Origin of the sequence: Methanococcus maripaludis (assembly GCF_013760955.1) — an archaeon.
Lineage (GTDB): Archaea > AGJL01 > Methanococci > Methanococcales > Methanococcaceae > Methanococcus > Methanococcus maripaludis_A.
Map to the genome: position 1 here is coordinate 107,818 of NZ_JACDUL010000001.1, position 17,327 is coordinate 125,144.

The 17,327-nt window shown below is 33.1% G+C and carries 14 protein-coding genes and 2 tRNA genes; 7 read left to right on the top strand and 9 right to left on the bottom strand.

Going from position 1 to position 17,327, the window contains the following annotated elements:
* Positions 1-31: 31 nt before the first annotated feature.
* On the bottom strand, positions 32-235 hold the full coding sequence (locus HNP90_RS00545) for a class III signal peptide-containing protein (protein ID WP_011976928.1): 204 nt from the start codon (positions 233-235) through the stop codon (positions 32-34).
* Positions 236-347: 112 nt separating this feature from the next.
* Between HNP90_RS00545 and HNP90_RS00550 the strand changes: the two genes are divergently transcribed.
* Positions 348-2,783, top strand: a complete 2,436-nt coding sequence (locus HNP90_RS00550; protein ID WP_011976929.1) for a DEAD/DEAH box helicase — start codon at positions 348-350, stop codon at positions 2,781-2,783.
* On the opposite strand, the gene HNP90_RS00555 is transcribed toward HNP90_RS00550, so the two are convergent.
* The 3 genes from HNP90_RS00555 to HNP90_RS00565 form a co-directional block, all read right to left on the bottom strand.
* On the bottom strand, positions 2,780-3,580 hold the full coding sequence (locus HNP90_RS00555) for a DUF2334 domain-containing protein (RefSeq protein WP_011976930.1): 801 nt from the start codon (positions 3,578-3,580) through the stop codon (positions 2,780-2,782). The genes HNP90_RS00550 and HNP90_RS00555 overlap by 4 nt on opposite strands.
* 120 nt (positions 3,581-3,700) lie before the next feature.
* Positions 3,701-3,773: transfer RNA gene (locus HNP90_RS00560), tRNA-Gly, on the bottom strand.
* An 18-nt stretch (positions 3,774-3,791) separates the two neighbouring features.
* Positions 3,792-3,864: transfer RNA gene (locus HNP90_RS00565), tRNA-Gly, on the bottom strand.
* A 233-nt stretch (positions 3,865-4,097) separates the two neighbouring features.
* On the opposite strand from HNP90_RS00565, the gene dnaG reads away from it, so the two are divergent.
* From dnaG to HNP90_RS00580, 3 genes are read left to right on the top strand one after another with little or no spacing between them, the layout of a single operon-like run.
* On the top strand, positions 4,098-5,417 hold the full coding sequence (dnaG, locus tag HNP90_RS00570) for a DNA primase DnaG (protein WP_011976931.1): 1,320 nt from the start codon (positions 4,098-4,100) through the stop codon (positions 5,415-5,417).
* A gap of 33 nt (positions 5,418-5,450) precedes the next feature.
* Positions 5,451-5,744 carry a UPF0058 family protein gene (locus HNP90_RS00575; protein WP_011868077.1) on the top strand — a complete coding sequence of 98 codons (294 nt, stop codon included), beginning with the start codon at positions 5,451-5,453 and terminating at the stop codon, positions 5,742-5,744.
* Positions 5,745-5,783: 39 nt separating this feature from the next.
* Positions 5,784-7,061, top strand: a complete 1,278-nt coding sequence (locus HNP90_RS00580) for a UbiD family decarboxylase (protein WP_011976932.1) — start codon at positions 5,784-5,786, stop codon at positions 7,059-7,061.
* Positions 7,062-7,120: 59 nt separating this feature from the next.
* Here the strand turns inward: HNP90_RS00580 and rplJ are convergent, their stop codons facing one another.
* The 5 genes from rplJ to HNP90_RS00605 all read right to left on the bottom strand — a co-directional run bounded on the left by rplJ (position 7,121) and on the right by HNP90_RS00605 (position 12,892).
* Positions 7,121-7,642: a 50S ribosomal protein L16 gene (gene rplJ / locus HNP90_RS00585; RefSeq protein ID WP_011976933.1), complete on the bottom strand. Its 522-nt coding sequence runs from the start codon at positions 7,640-7,642 to the stop codon at positions 7,121-7,123.
* A 126-nt stretch (positions 7,643-7,768) separates the two neighbouring features.
* Positions 7,769-8,452, bottom strand: a complete 684-nt coding sequence (gene engB, locus HNP90_RS00590) for a GTP-binding protein EngB (RefSeq protein ID WP_011976934.1) — start codon at positions 8,450-8,452, stop codon at positions 7,769-7,771.
* A gap of 13 nt (positions 8,453-8,465) precedes the next feature.
* Positions 8,466-9,689: a glycoside hydrolase family 57 protein gene (locus HNP90_RS00595; RefSeq protein ID WP_011976935.1), complete on the bottom strand. Its 1,224-nt coding sequence runs from the start codon at positions 9,687-9,689 to the stop codon at positions 8,466-8,468.
* 66 nt (positions 9,690-9,755) lie between these two features.
* Positions 9,756-11,621 carry a glycoside hydrolase family 15 protein gene (locus tag HNP90_RS00600; protein WP_011976936.1) on the bottom strand — a complete coding sequence of 622 codons (1,866 nt, stop codon included), beginning with the start codon at positions 11,619-11,621 and terminating at the stop codon, positions 9,756-9,758.
* 95 nt (positions 11,622-11,716) lie between these two features.
* Entirely contained in the window at positions 11,717-12,892 is a 1,176-nt protein-coding gene (locus HNP90_RS00605; protein WP_011976937.1) for a glycosyltransferase family 4 protein, read from the bottom strand.
* Between the two features lie 109 nt (positions 12,893-13,001).
* On the opposite strand from HNP90_RS00605, the gene HNP90_RS00610 reads away from it, so the two are divergent.
* Genes HNP90_RS00610 through pfkC form a run of 3 tightly spaced genes read left to right on the top strand, consistent with a single transcriptional unit; the run spans position 13,002 to position 17,326 of the window.
* Entirely contained in the window at positions 13,002-14,573 is a 1,572-nt protein-coding gene (locus HNP90_RS00610; protein ID WP_011976938.1) for a glycogen synthase, read from the top strand.
* A gap of 27 nt (positions 14,574-14,600) precedes the next feature.
* Complete coding sequence (gene pgi / locus HNP90_RS00615; protein ID WP_011976939.1) at positions 14,601-15,914, top strand: glucose-6-phosphate isomerase; 1,314 nt, start codon at positions 14,601-14,603, stop codon at positions 15,912-15,914.
* A 20-nt stretch (positions 15,915-15,934) separates the two neighbouring features.
* A complete protein-coding gene (gene pfkC / locus HNP90_RS00620; protein ID WP_011976940.1) occupies positions 15,935-17,326 on the top strand; it encodes an ADP-specific phosphofructokinase in 1,392 nt (463 codons plus the stop codon).
* Position 17,327: the final 1 nt, after the last annotated feature.

Genomic DNA, 17,327 nt, shown 5'->3' on the forward strand with positions numbered 1-17,327 from the left:
CGATTATTAACGTTTTTTTAAGTTTAATTATTTAACTAACTTCACTGAGCGCATCCATTGCAGTGTTGTGCGTATTATTGATCGTGTCAATATTTGATTCCTGAACTGCCTTTGAACTTACAATTAAGTGGTAACCCAAAAGAATTGCCGCAGTAATGACTGCAAGAATCAGAACTGAAAATTCAAGACTTAACTGGCCCCGGTTTGAAAAAAACTTCTTTAAAGCAACAGACATTTTACCACCATTTTATTATATACCTTTAAATTATATAGCTTTGTACCATTTTCATACATTTATAACATTATCTGTAATTTATGGTTTTTATTACTGATTATTTGGTGAATCCATGATTATTGTGAGAAAATTAAAGAAAAAGAAAGAAGAGATCCAATTTGTTGATTTAACCGACGAAAGAGCGTATTATGGTATAATAAGACCTGCAAATAATAGGATTACACTTTACAAATGTAGGGAAGAAAAAGCAGGAAATGTAAACCCAGTGCAGCCCTCAAAATTATTAAATTTCGTTAGATCAAATAAAGTCTTTTTAAGTACTGACGAAGAATCGTTAAAATTAGAAGAATTCCTCAAACAAAACAATATTAAATACGGCTACATCGATTTATGCCCTTTTTGCATTATTAAAGGGAAATTTAGCGAGATTACGGATAAATACAAAATATACAACAGCGAGACCTGTCTTGAATGTGCAATTGATGAAGTGAAACATGAAGTCGCCGTTAACGAAGAGTTTATCGAAAAATTACTTAGAAGATTTAAAGATGCGAATAAAGTAATTGAACTTTTCAAGTCTAAAAACCCGCTTAAAAATCCAGAACTTACGAAATACGATGTTTTAACTGGAAATGTTGATGACGAAATTAAAAATTATACAATTGATGAACTTGAAATTCCCGACTTTTTAAAAGAAATAATTAAAAATAGGGGAATTGACGAATTACTCCCAGTTCAGACTCTTTCTGTAAAAGCAGGGCTTTTAAAAAATGATAATTTGTTAATTACTTCTGCGACGTCTTCTGGAAAAACTTTGATTGGGGAACTTGCAGGAATTAAAAATATATCTGAAAAAAAGGGTAAATTTTTATTTTTAGTACCTTTGGTTGCACTTGCAAATCAAAAGTACGTTGAATTTAAAGAACGATATGAAAACGAAGGATATTCAGTATCGTTAAGAGTTGGAATGGGAAGGCTCTCAGAAAATAAAGGGGGCGATATCAATTCAAGTATCGATTCTGATATCATAATTGGAACTTACGAAGGAATAGATTATTTGATAAGATCGGGTAAATTAAAAGATGTTGGAACGGTTGTAATTGATGAAGTCCACTCTATGAATATGGATGAACGAGGTGCGCGTCTTGACGGCCTTATTGGAAGATTGAGGTACTTATTCAACTGCCAGATGATATACCTCTCTGCAACTGTTGGAAATCCTGAAGAATTAGCATCAAAATTAGGATCAAAACTTGTGTTATACAATGGAAGACCAGTTCCACTCGAAAGACACTTAATTTTCACAAAAAATGATTACGGGAAATTAAATCTTGTAAATGATATTGTTAAACAGGAATTTAGCTCAAAATCAAAATACGGGTTTAGGGGCCAGAGTTTAATATTTACATTTTCAAGAAAAAGGGCAGAATATATCTCAAATTATCTAAATACTAAAGGAATAAAGTCAGATTATTACCACGGCGGAATGGAATACTCAAAAAGGCGAACTGTTGAAGATAATTTTTTAAAACAGAAAACGATGTGTGTGGTAACTACCGCAGCACTTGCAGCAGGTGTTGATTTTGCAGCTTCAACAGTAGTTTTAGAAAGCCTTGCAATGGGTGGAGACTGGCTAAACCCTTCAGAATTCCAGCAAATGTGTGGTAGGGCCGGAAGAAAGGGGATGCACGATAAGGGAAAAGTTTACAGCCTTGTTGAAATCGGCAAAAAATATCACGCTAAAATGGAAAATTCAGAAGATGAAATTTCGTTTAAATTATTAAATTCAGAACCTGAAGAAGTTTCTTTAGAATACAGCGAAGATGAAGAATTTGAACAGGTTTTGGCAAACGTTTGTGCCATTAAAAACTACAGAAGTAAGGTTACGATTCCCGATGTTTCAAAAGTTCCAGTTCTTGGAAAAAATTTGGGTTTAAATTATGTTTTAGATTCGCTTTCAAATTTCCATATGCTTGAATTACAAAATAAAAACATAAATACAACTCGATACGGATATGCAACTTCAGTTTCATTTTTGTATCCAAAAGATGCTGAAAAAATAAGGAAAAATTTACACAAAGACCCTATTGATTTGGTGGTGTCCATTTCACCGTTTGAAAACGTTTATATCCCAGCAAACTTGAAAAATAAAATCACAAAAACCACGAACACAAACATTCCAACAAGATTTACGGATGCTTTCGAAGTAATAAAAGAAAATTTTGAAAAAATAAAAGATAAGACCTTAAGAGATGAAATACTGCCATGGCTGATAGAATTTGATGAAATGATTGAAGAAGATATTATCAATTACAATTCCAAAAAAGTTCTTAATTTGAGAATAATCAAAAAAACACCGCTTCAAATATCAAAAGTCATTCATGACGTATTAAAACTTCAAACATACAGTGGAGATATCTATTCATACCTTGAAACTGCAATAAATACGCTTGATGCAGTTGAAAGAATTGGTAATATTTACAATAAAAAAATAGCAAAAGAATCTGCAATATTAAAGAAAAAAATGGAAAATCCGTATAAAAATTAACTAAAATCTATTTTTTTAATTCCAAAATACATATAAACGTCCATTGGATCCTCAGAATTAAACCTGTTTTCTTCTTTTGTGAAATTCAAGAATTCATTCAAGAATTCAATGCCCCCGCCATAATTTACAGCTTTTGGGTGTATCGAAAGGAAATATTTATATTCTGACTCCAAATACTCTTCTTCAGCCAAATTCAATTGATTTTTAGTATTATTTTCTTCGAGATACCAGGTATATTCCTTGTTTGTAATATTGTATGTATAAACACTATTGTTATTCATTTCAAAGGCATATTGTCCAATAATTATTGAAAAACCATTGTTAAGCATTGCTTTTTTTGAATCTTCGGAAATTCCATATCTTGGCGGAAGAATACAGGATATTTCATCAAATTTGTAAGTATTTAATATTTCAAGCGATTTCTCTATTTTTTCACTCGCGATGGAATAATTGCAGTCAAATTCTCTTTCAATGTGGTCATAACCGTGTAATTCAACGTTGTACCCTTTTGTTTGAAGATATCTAATGTATTTAACGAAATTTTGATTTTCTTTTAATGGGTTGTCATTTGCATGGTTTACTATCAAAAAAAGGTACGTTCTTTTAGAATAACCATATTTACTGATTACTTCATCAATTTCTTTTAAATCTTCTAAATAAACCGGGCTAACATCATGAATTAAGATTATTGGTTCAAAAAGATCTTCTTCGATTTCGTTAGAATTGTCTTCAAAAGAGTATCTAGAAAAATTTGCCGATAAAATTAAAATTAAGGTAAAAAGAATCAGGGTTTCCATTTTCAAAAATATCCCCATAAAAATGGTTAATAATTATTTGAAAATAGGGTGTTTTGAGATATATAAGACCATATTATTTATTAATCTAAATTAATAAATTAATATGTCCAAAATAAAAAGTGCGCCAGTCGGGATTTGAACCCGAGTTACTGGCTTGGAAGGCCAAAGTGATACCAGGCTACACCACTGGCGCACGTTCAAAGTTTAGAGATGCGGCCTCCGGGATTTGAACCCGGGTGTCGGCCGTGGCAGGGCCGTATGATACCAGTCTACATCAAAGCCGCTATTTTACTCCCTTTCTCACTCATCTCAGAGCATAGTACACATTGTAGCATATTATATATAAACTTTTCGGTTGAGTTAATTGCTAAAAGATTATTCTTTGAAATAAAAGAAAATTCCCATATTAATTTTATATACAAAAAATATTATAACTAGATAGGTAAGATTAGATTACTGTTTCGAGAAAATTTGGTTTTTGAGATTGGTTGGTCAAACTTCATTAGGAGGATCATTTATGGATTTAGGAACTACCAAATATATCATATATACCGAACTCATTGCAGACGGTTATGTCGAAAAACATGATGTAATCGGCGCAATTTTTGGTCAAACCGAAGGATTGTTGAGTAATGAACTCGATTTGAGGGATTTGCAAAAAAGTGGTCGAATCGGAAGAATCGATGTTGACCTTGAAAATATCAATGGAAAATCCTTTGCTAAAATAACGTTGCCTTCAAGCCTTGACAAGGTTGAAACATCAATACTTGCAGCAACTCTTGAAACGATTGACAGAGTTGGCCCCTGTTTTGCCACGGTTAAAATAACCGAAGTTGAAGATATTCGAGTCTCAAAAAGACAGTATATCACAAACCGAGCTAGATCTATTTTAAGAAAATTAATGGACGAAATGATTGACACCTACGAAATAACGGAAGAAATCAAAGAGTCATTAAGGACCGAAGAAATTATGGAGTTTGGACCGGAAAACCTTCCTTGTGGTCCAAATGTAGTCCATTCTGATTCAATTATTGTTGTTGAAGGAAGAGCCGATGTTTTAACTCTTTTAAGATGTGGAATTAAAAATACCGTAGCTGTTGAAGGAACCTCAGTTCCAAAATCAATTATGGAATTGACAAAGAAAAAAACAACTACTGCTTTTACCGACGGTGACAGGGGCGGAGAATTGATTTTAAAAGAACTCCTCCAAACTTGCGATATAGACTACGTTGCAAGAGCGCCATATGGTAAAGAAGTTGAAGGAACGTCTAAAAAAGAAATAATGAAATGTTTGAGGGCGAAAGTTCCGGTTGAACAGATCGTTGGAAATAACTGCAATAATTCATGTAATGTTTCTGAAGTTATCAATTCGAATTCTCCAGAAGAAATTGTTGAATCGGTAACTCCAAAATATTTTGAAAAAGTAGAAACACCGGTTACGGAACCTGTTTTTGATGACAATGTGGTTGAAGAAGAAACCGTTATTGTAGAACCTGTGAAAAAAACTGAAACTGAAATTATCGATGTTGATGCCGCAAACGAAAGTCAGGTAGATAAAAAATTCAGTGGTGTTAAGGAAATAGTCGATAGCATTAAAAATACAGGCAACGTTAAGTTTGTTGTTGATGGAACCGAAAAAACAAACACGTTTAAAGAATTTCTAACAAATATCCATGAAATCAAAAAAATGGACTTTTTTGCAGCAGATATGCCAATAAGCCAGAAGATAGTGGATTTACTTTATGACAAGACCCCTATAATTGTTGGAAAAGAAATAAATGTTACTAAAAAACCCGTAAACCTTCGATTATTTTCATTTGACGAAATTGTTGCTTAAAAACAATTTCTTTTTAAATTTAAAGGTGATTGAATGCATAAGGATGAACTCATCCAATTACACCAACTCTTAGTTTACATGAGAAAAGATTTGGCTAGAAAATTTGGAATCGAACTTGAAGAATCATTTAAAGAATATGATGAATTAAATATAAGGCCCCACCATATCCACAGGACCAAATCAGAACACACTTTTGCTATTTTTTTATTATCTGGAACAATTGGAAAGATACTGTCTGAAAAGGGCAATGTTCCTAGAAGTGTTGCGAGCAGGTTGAGCGATACCGGCGAAAAATTAAGTAAAGAAATTGCTAGAAAAAAACGATAATCTTTTTATTTTTGTTTAATTTAATTTTCAGGTGGTTATATGGTAAAAAACCTCGTAAATTCTGTTGAAAAAGTTGTTTTTGAAAAATCTACCAAAAAATTTGGGGTTTCAAGAATTTTAAAAGAAAATGACGATAAACCAGTTTTCATAAAAGATGTAAACGGATATCCAGTCATTGGAAATTTATGCACTAGAGACGTTATTGCAAACAGTTTAGGGATTGAAAAAGAAGATTTAATGAAACATATGGTTGAATCAATCGATAATGAGAAAAAGGGAGAATTAATTGTCGATGAAAGTTTAGAAAAACTCTATATTAATGATGATTTAGAAAAAATTCACGAATACCCAATTCCAACATACTATGGAAAAGACGCTGGGCCTTATTTAACTTCAGGAGTAGTTATCGTAAAAGATAAAGATGAAGGGGTAAACGCATCAATTCATAGGATTTTAGTTAGGCCTGATGGCAATTTAGCAATTAGAATGGTTGAACAAAGACACCTTCACTATATTTACAACAAAAATATTGGAAATGGCGAAGTAGACTGTGCAATTGTTATTGGAGTTCATCCTGCGGTCTTACTTGCGGCTTCAACCTCGGGAGATGTTTCATTTAACGAATTAAAGTACGCTTCAGCATTAATGAAAAAACCATTAAATTTAGTAAAATGTAAAACAGTCGATTTAGAAGTTCCAGAAGCAGAATTTATAATCGAAGCAAAAATAACAGCAGAAATGGTTGATGAAGGGCCATTTGTAGACATTACTGGAACATACGACGTTATAAGAAAGCAGCCATTGATCAAAATAACCGCACTTAGAAGAAAAGAAGAGGCAATATTCCACGCATTACTTCCAGGGGGAAGTGAACACAAAATCTTGATGGGACTTCCACAAGAACCTAGAATGTATAAGGGAATAAGAAACACTGTTCCATCACTTAAAAATGTTGCTTTAACACAAGGGGGATGCTGCTGGTTAAATGCTGTTGTTTCGATTGATAAAAAAACAGAAGGGGACGGTAAAAACGCAATCCTTGCAGCACTTGCAGCACACCCTAGTTTAAAACACGTAACTGTTGTAGATGGCGACATTAACATTTACGATGCAAATGACGTAGAATATGCTGTTGCTACAAGAGTTCAAAGTGATAAAGACATTATTATCATTTCTGGAGCTAAAGGATCGTCTTTGGATCCGTCAGCAGACCATAAAAATAAACTAACAGCAAAAATGGGAATTGATGCTACAATGAGTTTATTAAAAGGAAAAGAAGAATTTATTAGGGCAGAAATTCCCGAAAATGATGAATAATCTTAAAAAACTTATACTTTTTTAAAAACGTTATTTGAAAAAAATAATAAAATACTTAATTAATCTCTAATTAAGTCTTGTCCTTTTGTTACAACGATTTTACATGCTGTTGGCAATTTCATTGAACATCTTCTTAATGCTTCTTTTGCAGCGTAGAATTTTTCAGGGTTTACACCGATTGTGATGATTTCCTGTCCTTTTTTAACTTTTGCAGCTGTTCCAACAGCTTTACCGAATGATAATCTCATTCCATCGGAAATCCTGTCCGCACCTGCTCCTGCAGCCATTTTGTTTTCTCTTAAAATTTCGTGTGGGTAAACTCTGATGTTGAATAAGTATCCAGTTCTACCGCATTCTCTTAAGATGTATTTGTTACCGGCAATCCTTGAGGATTCCAAAGCGTTGTGTCTTATCAAGATGTCTGATTTTGATATAAGCTGTACTTCTACAGGGAATTCAACACTTGAGTTTCCCATAACGTAGTGAACAACTTTTGGTTGTGGTACTGCTCTTACGTACTCTTTTCTTGTGTATGATCTTCTTTCTGTGGTTCTGTAACATCTTGCTGGTCTTAGTGCCATAATTGTTCCTCCATATGTTTCGTGTTTGTAAAAAAGCCATTCATAAGCGTGCTACAATATACATCTATCTAATGATATATAAACATTTCTTAAAGCAGAACGTGTTAAAAAATTTAAAAAAGGTCTTTACTTCTTTGATTTTTTAAAGCCATTTATTCTTTTATTTATTCTGTGTTTTATTCCATCAATTCCGTAATTATCCCTCGTTATCGCTGGAACAAAATTATCAAGCCACTGTCTCCAAGGTGGTAAAAATCCGAGTGTTTCGGAAACTCTGTCAAGGTGGTTATCCCATTCGGAATTTTTTATTTTATCCATTTTATTTACAACAAATATCGGGTTTAATTCAAGTTCTTCCAAAAAATCAGCCATTTCGAGATCAATTGGAACTTCCCCTTTGTTATCCCATCTCTCAACGATATCGATGAAAGATTTAGCATCCAATATATGAATTGATGCAGCAATTGTATCTTTATTGTTTTCGACATAGTCTATTATCTGATCTTTAATTTTTTCCTGCGCTTTTTTTTCTATTCCTTCCATGAAACCAAAACCTGGAAGATCTACCAAAATATACGTTCCCATATCGTATTCACTAATTTTTAGTGTAACTCCGGGCTTTTTTCCCACCCGTACATTCTTTCCAGTTACGAGTTTTACAAAAGTAGATTTTCCGACATTTGAACGGCCCATCACAATTACTTTCGGTCGCTCATCAGCTTTCTTTTCGGTTCGAATATATTTTTTAAATTTTTGAATATCTTGTGTGCCACTAGTGTTATTTTCATTGTTCGTGTTTTCGTACTGCATGATTAATCCCTTGTTACTTGAAATATGTTGAAAGTAATTTTAAAACTAGATGATTCTTAAAATCATAATATGTGTCTAAATATGCTGCATATGCATCATACGGCGTTGAAAAATGACTGAAATAAGAGTGTACATCCATGTCATTAAAACCTTTTGTGCACATATAGTAAAAATTATCACTAGTCTGCATGTTCTTATAGATTTTATATTCTATTAACTCTTTTCGCTCTTTTTCATCAAATTGCTGTAAGTACTGGTTTAGATATCCTCTTATTTCTTTTAATTTCTGGAATGATAACTGCTGCATTTTACTTCCAAGCCATGCACTAATGTCTCTTTCTGAATCTGCCCATGAAAGGGTTGAAAATTCAAAAACATCGATAGTATCTTTTGATTTGCATAATTCAAAAATTTCAGAAGGCGTTGCATATTCGATGTGGTTGTGGTTATCCAGTTCTTTTGGAAGGTGCCTTAAAAATTCAAAAATTCCGGTATCATACCACTGGTGCTCTCCAAACGTTTCATAATCCATGTATAAATTTATACAATCTCCAGGAGTATTTGAAAGCCAGTTTGCATATTTATCAGCCATTAACGGGTATTCTTTCCAGTCTCTCGAAGAAAATCTAAATCCTATATCATCGCTTAAATTGTAATTTCTAAGAAGTACATTTAATCCACTTAATGAGCTGTAAACGTAATTTGGCGACCTCCAGTCTAAAATACGGTTAGTGCCTTCGGTAAACATTCCGTTAAATCCCATTTCTTTAATCGTTTCCGCAATTTTGTTGTTAAAAATCAGTTCGGTATTTCTAAAAGTCGTTGTTTTGTATCCAAAAAGTTCTTTTATCAGTTTTTTATGTTCGAGAATATCTTCTTTAAATTCGTCGTGTTCTTCAAAAAGACTCGATAATGAATGGTGGTAAGTTTCACCTAAAAATTCCACATTTCCAGTTTTTGCTAAATCTCTGAATAATTCAACGACTTCTTCATTAAATTCGAGAGCCTGCTCTAAAAAAACACCCGTAATGCTGTAAGATATCTCGATATCATAATTATCGATTAATTCAAGCATTATCATATTTGATGGGATGTAGCACTTATCTGCCACTTTATTGAAAATTTCCTTGTTTAATTCTACGTCGACATAGCGGTTCCAAAGATCCCCACTGTTTGAATTTACAGATTTTCTAAGCCTGTTCGGTTGATGGACCTCGAAATTAAGAGACAGCAACACAATTATCCCCCACAGATTTAAAGTACATGAAAATAGTGTATTTAATAGTATATAATATATCTTAATTTATGGAATCAATATGTCAAAATCTCCGTGAATTGCAATTATAAACATTGCATGCGACCATCCTAACGGCATTGCAGAAATTGGAACCCCTAAATCTTTGTGTATCTGCTCAGGCATCAAACCACTGAATGTATATTTGCACGCCCAATCAAATAATTCTGAACATTTCTCACGGTAATTTTCTAAAATCTCTTTTTTAATCGATTTATTTTTTGAGAGGGTGTAAACAAGCATTTCGTAATACATGTAAAGCCATAATGTATTTATAATCCAAGGATTTCCGCCGAAATAAACGTCTTCAGGGTATCTTCCAATTCCCCCAACTTTATAATTAAATGCGGACTCTATCTGATCTGCTGTTGCAACCATTTTTGGGTCGTCTGCATTTACTAAATTAAATGGAAAACTTATCCCAAGTATACTTGAATCCAAAGCTTCGTCTTTTGGATGAAGTGCCTTTAAAAAGCGATTTTTATCATTTAAATATATTTTTTCAACAACTTCTTCTTTTAAAAATTCGCTTGCATTTTGCCATTTTTCAATAGATTCACTATTCTCTTCCAAAATTTTTGCAATTTCTATTGCTGATTTCAATCCGCCATAAACTGAACCCAACGTGTATGTAAAAACACCATATTTCTCTTCCCACAAGTCATAGCTTGGATAAAGAGTTACTGCCACATTTGAAAGATAATCTGCTGCTTTTTTTATCATTGCCCAATTTTTCTTTAAAAATTTCTCATTATCGCTCTTTCGGTAATGAATTAAAGCTGCCCAAAGCGTAGTTCCGACCTGATCAATTTGTATTGCAGTTAATCGGGGAATTCCATTGATATAGTAACTCTGAACCCAAGAACCATCCTCATTTTGGGTTTTTCTGCACCATTCAAAATATTTTTCAACGATACTGGATTGACCACAGAGAGAAAGTGCTACTGCGATGTAACCACCATCCCTGCACCAGACATGCCTGTAATCAGGATATAACGACGGTGATGCCATTATTCCTCCACCTCGATCACATAACAGTAATAATGTAAGAAACGATCTTTTACACAGATCTTCGCACATCATAACCCGATTTAATTCATTTGCACTGAGTTTACTGATCGTTGTTTCTAGTAAATTTTTCCAGTAAGAATTTGTAAGCTGGTAAAAATCTTCGTGGTTATCTATAACAACCTTGATTGAATCCATGATTTCCATTAATTTTTGGTAATCTCCATTGTACTGATTTATAATTATGTAAACGGAAACGGACTGTTTTTGACCGGGAAGTAATTTTAAATTCCACGAAATGGCACTATCAGTTATAAGGCCTGAAGAACTAGAATATTCTTTTAAAAGTCCATTTGCTATATCGAGTAATGCACTTTTATCGGATGAACGAACCCCACACTGGTAAGAATCGATTTTTTTATCACTTCCAATACACGTAGAATAAGTTCCATCATATTTTAGTATCGTCTGGTGGTCTTTAATAAATTGAACCGTGTTTTCTTTTGGAATTTCCCCCATTCGTAAATTTTCATAAAAAAATAGCTTTAAATCCTGAGTTTCATCGGTTTTATTCGAAATTGAAATCTGCTTTATAATAATATTGTGTGAAATTGGAATATAATCCCTTGATTCCATTAAAAACTCGTTGCATTCGTAAGTAGTTCTCAAAATATTCGTATCTTTTACGTAACTCTGGTTGATATCCCAGTTGTTATCCCATGCCCACTTGAGGCCGTGATTGAAAATTGCAAAAGAAGCGTCAAAAATGTGTTTTTCATAGCCGAGGCTCGGGTAAAACATGTATTCGATAGAACCTGAATCATCTATCTTTGCGAGGATATTTCCATTCCCAATAATTCCAACCATTAGCCCCACCCTGAAAAACTATTAAAAATTAGTTAAATAGTGTAAAAATCAAAAATTAAGTCTTATTAAATATATTAATCATGTTTTATAATAATTTATTGCTTCATCATTTCAATTGCACGTTTATATACCTGAACCGTTTGATTTGCGATTGCATCCCAGCTGTATTTCGTGTATGCATCATGCTTTGCATTTTTAATAATCCATTCTCTAAATCCCCAGTCCGAAATTACCCGATCAAGCCCCCATGCAATAGAATCTGCGTCTCGAGGGTAGACTTTGACTCCATTGTATTCGTGATTTATAATTTCACTCAAACCCCCAATATCGCTTGCAACTACGGGAGTTCCGGCAGCCATTGCTTCAAGAGCTACGATTCCAAATGGTTCGTAAACTGAAGGAATGACACAAGCATCTGCATATTTATACAATTTTTTTAAAAAATTCCCATTCTTAAATCCTAAAAAAATAACTCTATCCCTACAGCCTAAGGTCCATGCTATGTGTTCTAAATGTCCTTGCATGTGGCCCTCCCCTGCAACTATCAGTTTTGAACTTGGGTGCCCTATTAAAAATTTTTGAAATCCCCTTATTAAATGTTCAACCCCCTTTTGGTAAGCAAGCCTTCCAACGAAAAGAATCATGTTTTCATTATCAGAAAGCCCGAGACTTCGTCTAAAATTGTATTTTTCATTATCATTTCCATCGATATCAAATTCCCAAGGATTAACGCCATTATATATTACATTTACCTTTTCCCAAGGCGTATTGAATCCATAACACATTTCATCTTTAGTAGAATGGCTTACTGCAATGAGCTGGTTTGATTCGTAGCTTCCCCACCATTCTGCATCGTTAATGGCTATTGAATCTTCAGAATTAATTCCACCACATCGTCCCCGTTCAGTACTGTGAACTGATTGAACGTATGGTTTTTTTGCAGTGTGTTTTAAATTTGAACCTACAAACGAAGTCATCCAGTCATGGCAGTGTATAACGTCATAATTTTCAACACCCAAGCTCCCTATCTTTTTTTCAAGCGAATTTGCCATGAACATTGCCCATGTTAAAAAATTATTGTGCGAAATCGGTTTTACACGGTAAACATTTACCCCATTTACTTCTTCGTATTCTGGAAGGTCGTAACCTACCGTTATCACGTCGACTTCGTTGCCTGCCCTTACAAGCGCTTCAGATAACCCCTTACAATGTACTGCTAAGCCACCAACCATTATCGGATGGTATTCCCAAGTAACGATGGACACCCTCATTTTTTCCACTTACTCCCCTTCAACGATTAAAAACTAATATATTCTCCATTAAACATATATTTTCATTAACATATAAAAAGTAAGGGAGTATGTTAAAAGGGGTATTTTTATGAAAATAGCAATATTGACACCGACAATTGCACCTTTGACGTCAATAGGGGGACTCGGGGATATTTTAGAAGATTTACCAAAATTTTTAAAAAATTTAGGAAATGAGGTATTTGTAATAACATATGACCATCAAAATAAAATTTCGAAAAGACCTCATGAAATTATAAAAAAAATAGAAATAAAATATCAGGGTTCAAAATTCTTCTTTGATGTGATAAAAACAGTTCATCCTGAATCCAATTTTGAAATTTTTGCATTTAGTAATTCAGAAATTAATTCACTTGATAACTGGGATCCGATAAAATACGAAATTTTTGCAGATTTAGTTGTATCTTTTTTATCAGACATTGAAAATATTGAATGTGTTTCGGGCCATGACTGGCCATGTGGACTTGCAATTGCAAAATGCCATGAAAAATTAAATCTTCCAACGACACTTACAATACATAATGAAGCATTTAAAGGCCCAATAATTGAATATAAGGGTCATGTACTTTCATTTTTAGAACATGGAATATATTTTAGCGATGCATTTAATACAGTAAGTCCAAATCATGCCGAAGAAATACGAAATTTGGATTTTTTGAAGAATTTATCCAAAGATAAACCGTTTCATGGAATAATTAATGGAATAGATTCTGAAATTTATGCTCCAGAATATATAGTCGAAAGAATGAAAATTTTGAGTAATGGAAAATTAAATCCAAAAGATTATTGCTACATTGAAAACTACGATATCTCAAATGCTGCGAAAGTAAAACCCCAAATAAAAGAATCATGGTTTTGCAACTGCAAAAATTTGAAAAAATATATTAATGATTGGAACGAGATGGATAAAAGTAACATTTCAGGCAGCAATATTGAAATATATGGAAGTATTAAAGGAGAATTGAAAACTCCATTGATTGGATTTGTTGGTCGGGCAACATATCAGAAAGGATTTGATTTGATATTTGAAACGATGCCAGAAGTTTTGGAAGAAAATAATGCGAGTTTTATACTTCTATCAAAAGGGGAAAAGTCGATAGAAGAAAACATAAAGGACTTTGCAGAAAGCTATCCAAACAAAATAATGGCCTTGGTTGGACACTGTCCCCCAATAGTTCCAATTATATATGCTGGATGCGACTGGACTGTTGTACCATCTCTTTGGGAACCTTGTGGATTAACCCAGATGGAATCTATGGCTTACGGAACCCCAGTAATTGCAAGAAATACTGGTGGATTAAGTGACAGCGTAATTTCACTTCATCCAGATCCGCACAAAAACCCAAATTTCGACATTGCTACAGGAGTTTTATTTAACGATTACGATAAATCAGGGTTTAAATGGGGTATTGAACATGGACTTTATTGGACATTCTATAATTTAGATGAAGCGTGTCTTTTTATAAATTATAAACACGTTCACTGTCCAGAAAGTCCATATGAAGAAAACAGCCCGTTATCACTGATGATTAAAAATTGTTACTACCACGTACAAAAAAACCTGAGCTGGCAGAATAACGACAGTGCTGAACGATACAGGGCACTTTTTGGCGGTGCAATGTACAAACACTATTTTAAATAATTTTAATTATTTTTTGGGAGGAGTAATATGAACGGGGAACTATCCTTCAAATACGATAATGTAATGGAAGAAAGTTTAGGGAATTCTGGAATTAGTATAAATGAATTAGAATCTTTTAGAGACGAATCTTCCAAAACTATTGAAATTTTAAAGGAAAAAGAATTAAATGGTAATTTAGGATTCCTAGATGTTTTGAATGATAATTTGGATAGATACCAGGAATTAAAAGAGTATTCCAAAAATTTTGAAAATATGCTAATTATTGGGATAGGTGGATCAAATTTGGGGTTAAGAGCCACTGAAGCTGGAATACTTGGAAATTTTTCATCAAGATATGAAATTCCAAGAATATTTTATATGGACAATTCTGACCCCGAAAAAACCCAAGATATCCTTTCAAATATCGATTTAGAAAAAACTCTCGTGTTTGTAATCAGCAAATCTGGAAACACAGTTGAAACTCTCGCAAATTTCTTTATAGTTAGGACTTTGATGAAAAAGAAAAATATCGATTTGAAAAAACATGTAGTTTCAATAACTAGCGGTGGAGAACTTAAAAAAATTACTGAAAAAGAAAATTACATTCATTTTGAAGTTCCAGAAAATGTTGGGGGAAGATTTTCTGTTCTATCATCTGTTGGAATTGCACCTCTTTCGTGTACTAACGTAGATATTGAAAAATTAATTGAAGGCGCTAAATCCATGGAAAAATCCTGTAAAAAAGAAGATATTTTCAAAAATCCAGCCCTACTGAATGCAGTAATCCATAAAATTATGTATAACCGTGGAAAAACCGTTTCGGTAATGATGCCATACATTGAAAGACTTAGAAGTTTTGGAATGTGGTATGGACAGCTCTGGGCTGAGAGTTTAGGTAAAAAAGGTTTTGGACAGACCCCTGTTATTGCAGTTGGTGCAACAAGTCAACATTCCCAGCTTCAACTCTATATGGATGGACCAGATGATAAAATTGCGACATTTTTAAAAGTAAATAAATACAAAAATGATTTAAAAATTGAGTATGAGTATGAACACCATCTTTCAGGCCATAATTTATCAGAAATAATCGGTTCAGAACTGGTTGGAACTGAAAACTCGATGACACATAATAATGTCCCAAATGTGAAGATTTCGCTTTCAGAATTAAACGAAATTACTTTGGGAAAACTTTTCCTGATGTATGAGATGCAGACTGCCATTTCTGGAGAACTTTACGGGATTAATGCATTTGACCAGCCTGCAGTTGAATATGGGAAAAAAATAGCCCATGAATGTTTAACTGGCTCAAAAATTAATTCTGAAAAATATCTAAATGGAAAATATACTATAACTTCCAAATAAGTTATTTTTGAGGGGTATGTATGGAACTGCTTAACCAATTTAAAAACTTTTCAAACGTATCTATTTTTTTAGCATATAATGTAAATGTCGATGCATTGAAATATTTGGCAGATTCATCAGATATTGAAAAATTAAAAGAAAATTTTAGTGATTCCGACATTGGATTAAAAATCGAAGAATACCCTAGAACAATTGAAAAACCGATAGATTTTGTTGCGAGGCTTATTCATGCCATGAAATCGGGAAAACCTGCAGAAGTTCCTTTGAAAAATAATTTAGAAATTGAACCTTTTTTTAACGGTTTGAATTATAATGAAGAACGAATTGGTGGCCAGGTTGGCATAATCTCAAATTTGCTTTCTATTTTGAATTTAAAAAGAATAATTTTCTATTCACCAATTTTAGCAAAAAAACAGGCTGAAATGTTTGAAAATAATGAAAATTTAGTATTCCCAAATTTAATCGATGGAAAATTAGTTTTAAAAAAACCAATTGAATCTTTTAAAAACGATGAACTTAAGATAAACCGGATTTTCGAGTATAAGGAAGATATTGAATTTCATTTACAGAATGAAAAAATTATAACTCCGCGATCTAATCGATTTATTGTCGCATCTCGCCCTGAAAATTTGCGAATTGAAATAGAAAAAGGATTGAAAAATCATCTACCCGATATTGGAAGATTGGTTGATTGTGCAATAATTTCAGGGGTTCAAGCAATAAAAGAGGAATATTCTGACGGAAAAACTGCGGAATACTATTTAAATCGAGTTAAAGAAGATATAAAATTGTTAAAAAAAGAAAATAAAGACTTAAAAGTCCATTTTGAATTTGCATCTATCCAGAATACTGAAATGAGAAAAAAAATTGCGGAATCAATTTTACCCGAAGTTGACTGTGTTGGGATGGATGAAACTGAAATTGCAAATATAATCCATGTTTTAGGTTACGAAGAATTAAGCGAAGGAATTTTAAAATACAGCAGAATTGAAGATGTGCTGAAAGCTTCAAAAATACTCCTTGAAAGATATAATTTAGAAGGAATGCAGGTTCATACGCTCTATTATATAATGTATCTCTGTAAAAAGGGCGGTATTTTAAGCGATAAATCGTTAGAAAAAACCCTTGAATTTGCGACAATTTTGGCATCAACAAAAGCTGCACTCGGACAGATTTCAAATGTTGGCGATTTAAAAATTGGGCTTGAAATACCCCATAATAAACACGGCCAATTGCTAAAAGAACTAGTTGAAAAAATATCAAAAGAAAAAGAATTAGAGGATTATAGAATTATTTTAGTTCCTTCAAGAATCGTTGAGAACCCAAAAAGTACCGTTGGACTTGGGGATACAATTTCAGCAGGTGCTTTTGTTGGTTATGTTTCAGAACTAAAAAAATTAAAAAATAAATAAT

Excerpts from the sequence above, each read along its gene's own strand:
- HNP90_RS00545 (WP_011976928.1), bottom strand. The coding sequence starts at position 235 with ATGTCTGTTGCTTTAAAGAAGTTTTTTTCAAACCGGGGCCAGTTAAGT.
- HNP90_RS00550 (WP_011976929.1), top strand. The coding sequence starts at position 348 with ATGATTATTGTGAGAAAATTAAAGAAAAAGAAAGAAGAGATCCAATTT.
- HNP90_RS00555 (WP_011976930.1), bottom strand. The coding sequence starts at position 3,580 with ATGGAAACCCTGATTCTTTTTACCTTAATTTTAATTTTATCGGCAAAT.
- dnaG (WP_011976931.1), top strand. The coding sequence starts at position 4,098 with ATGGATTTAGGAACTACCAAATATATCATATATACCGAACTCATTGCA.
- HNP90_RS00575 (WP_011868077.1), top strand. The coding sequence starts at position 5,451 with ATGCATAAGGATGAACTCATCCAATTACACCAACTCTTAGTTTACATG.
- HNP90_RS00580 (WP_011976932.1), top strand. The coding sequence starts at position 5,784 with ATGGTAAAAAACCTCGTAAATTCTGTTGAAAAAGTTGTTTTTGAAAAA.
- rplJ (WP_011976933.1), bottom strand. The coding sequence starts at position 7,642 with ATGGCACTAAGACCAGCAAGATGTTACAGAACCACAGAAAGAAGATCA.
- engB (WP_011976934.1), bottom strand. The coding sequence starts at position 8,452 with ATGCAGTACGAAAACACGAACAATGAAAATAACACTAGTGGCACACAA.
- HNP90_RS00600 (WP_011976936.1), bottom strand. The coding sequence starts at position 11,621 with ATGGTTGGAATTATTGGGAATGGAAATATCCTCGCAAAGATAGATGAT.
- HNP90_RS00605 (WP_011976937.1), bottom strand. The coding sequence starts at position 12,892 with ATGAGGGTGTCCATCGTTACTTGGGAATACCATCCGATAATGGTTGGT.
- HNP90_RS00610 (WP_011976938.1), top strand. The coding sequence starts at position 13,002 with ATGAAAATAGCAATATTGACACCGACAATTGCACCTTTGACGTCAATA.
- pgi (WP_011976939.1), top strand. The coding sequence starts at position 14,601 with ATGAACGGGGAACTATCCTTCAAATACGATAATGTAATGGAAGAAAGT.
- pfkC (WP_011976940.1), top strand. The coding sequence starts at position 15,935 with ATGGAACTGCTTAACCAATTTAAAAACTTTTCAAACGTATCTATTTTT.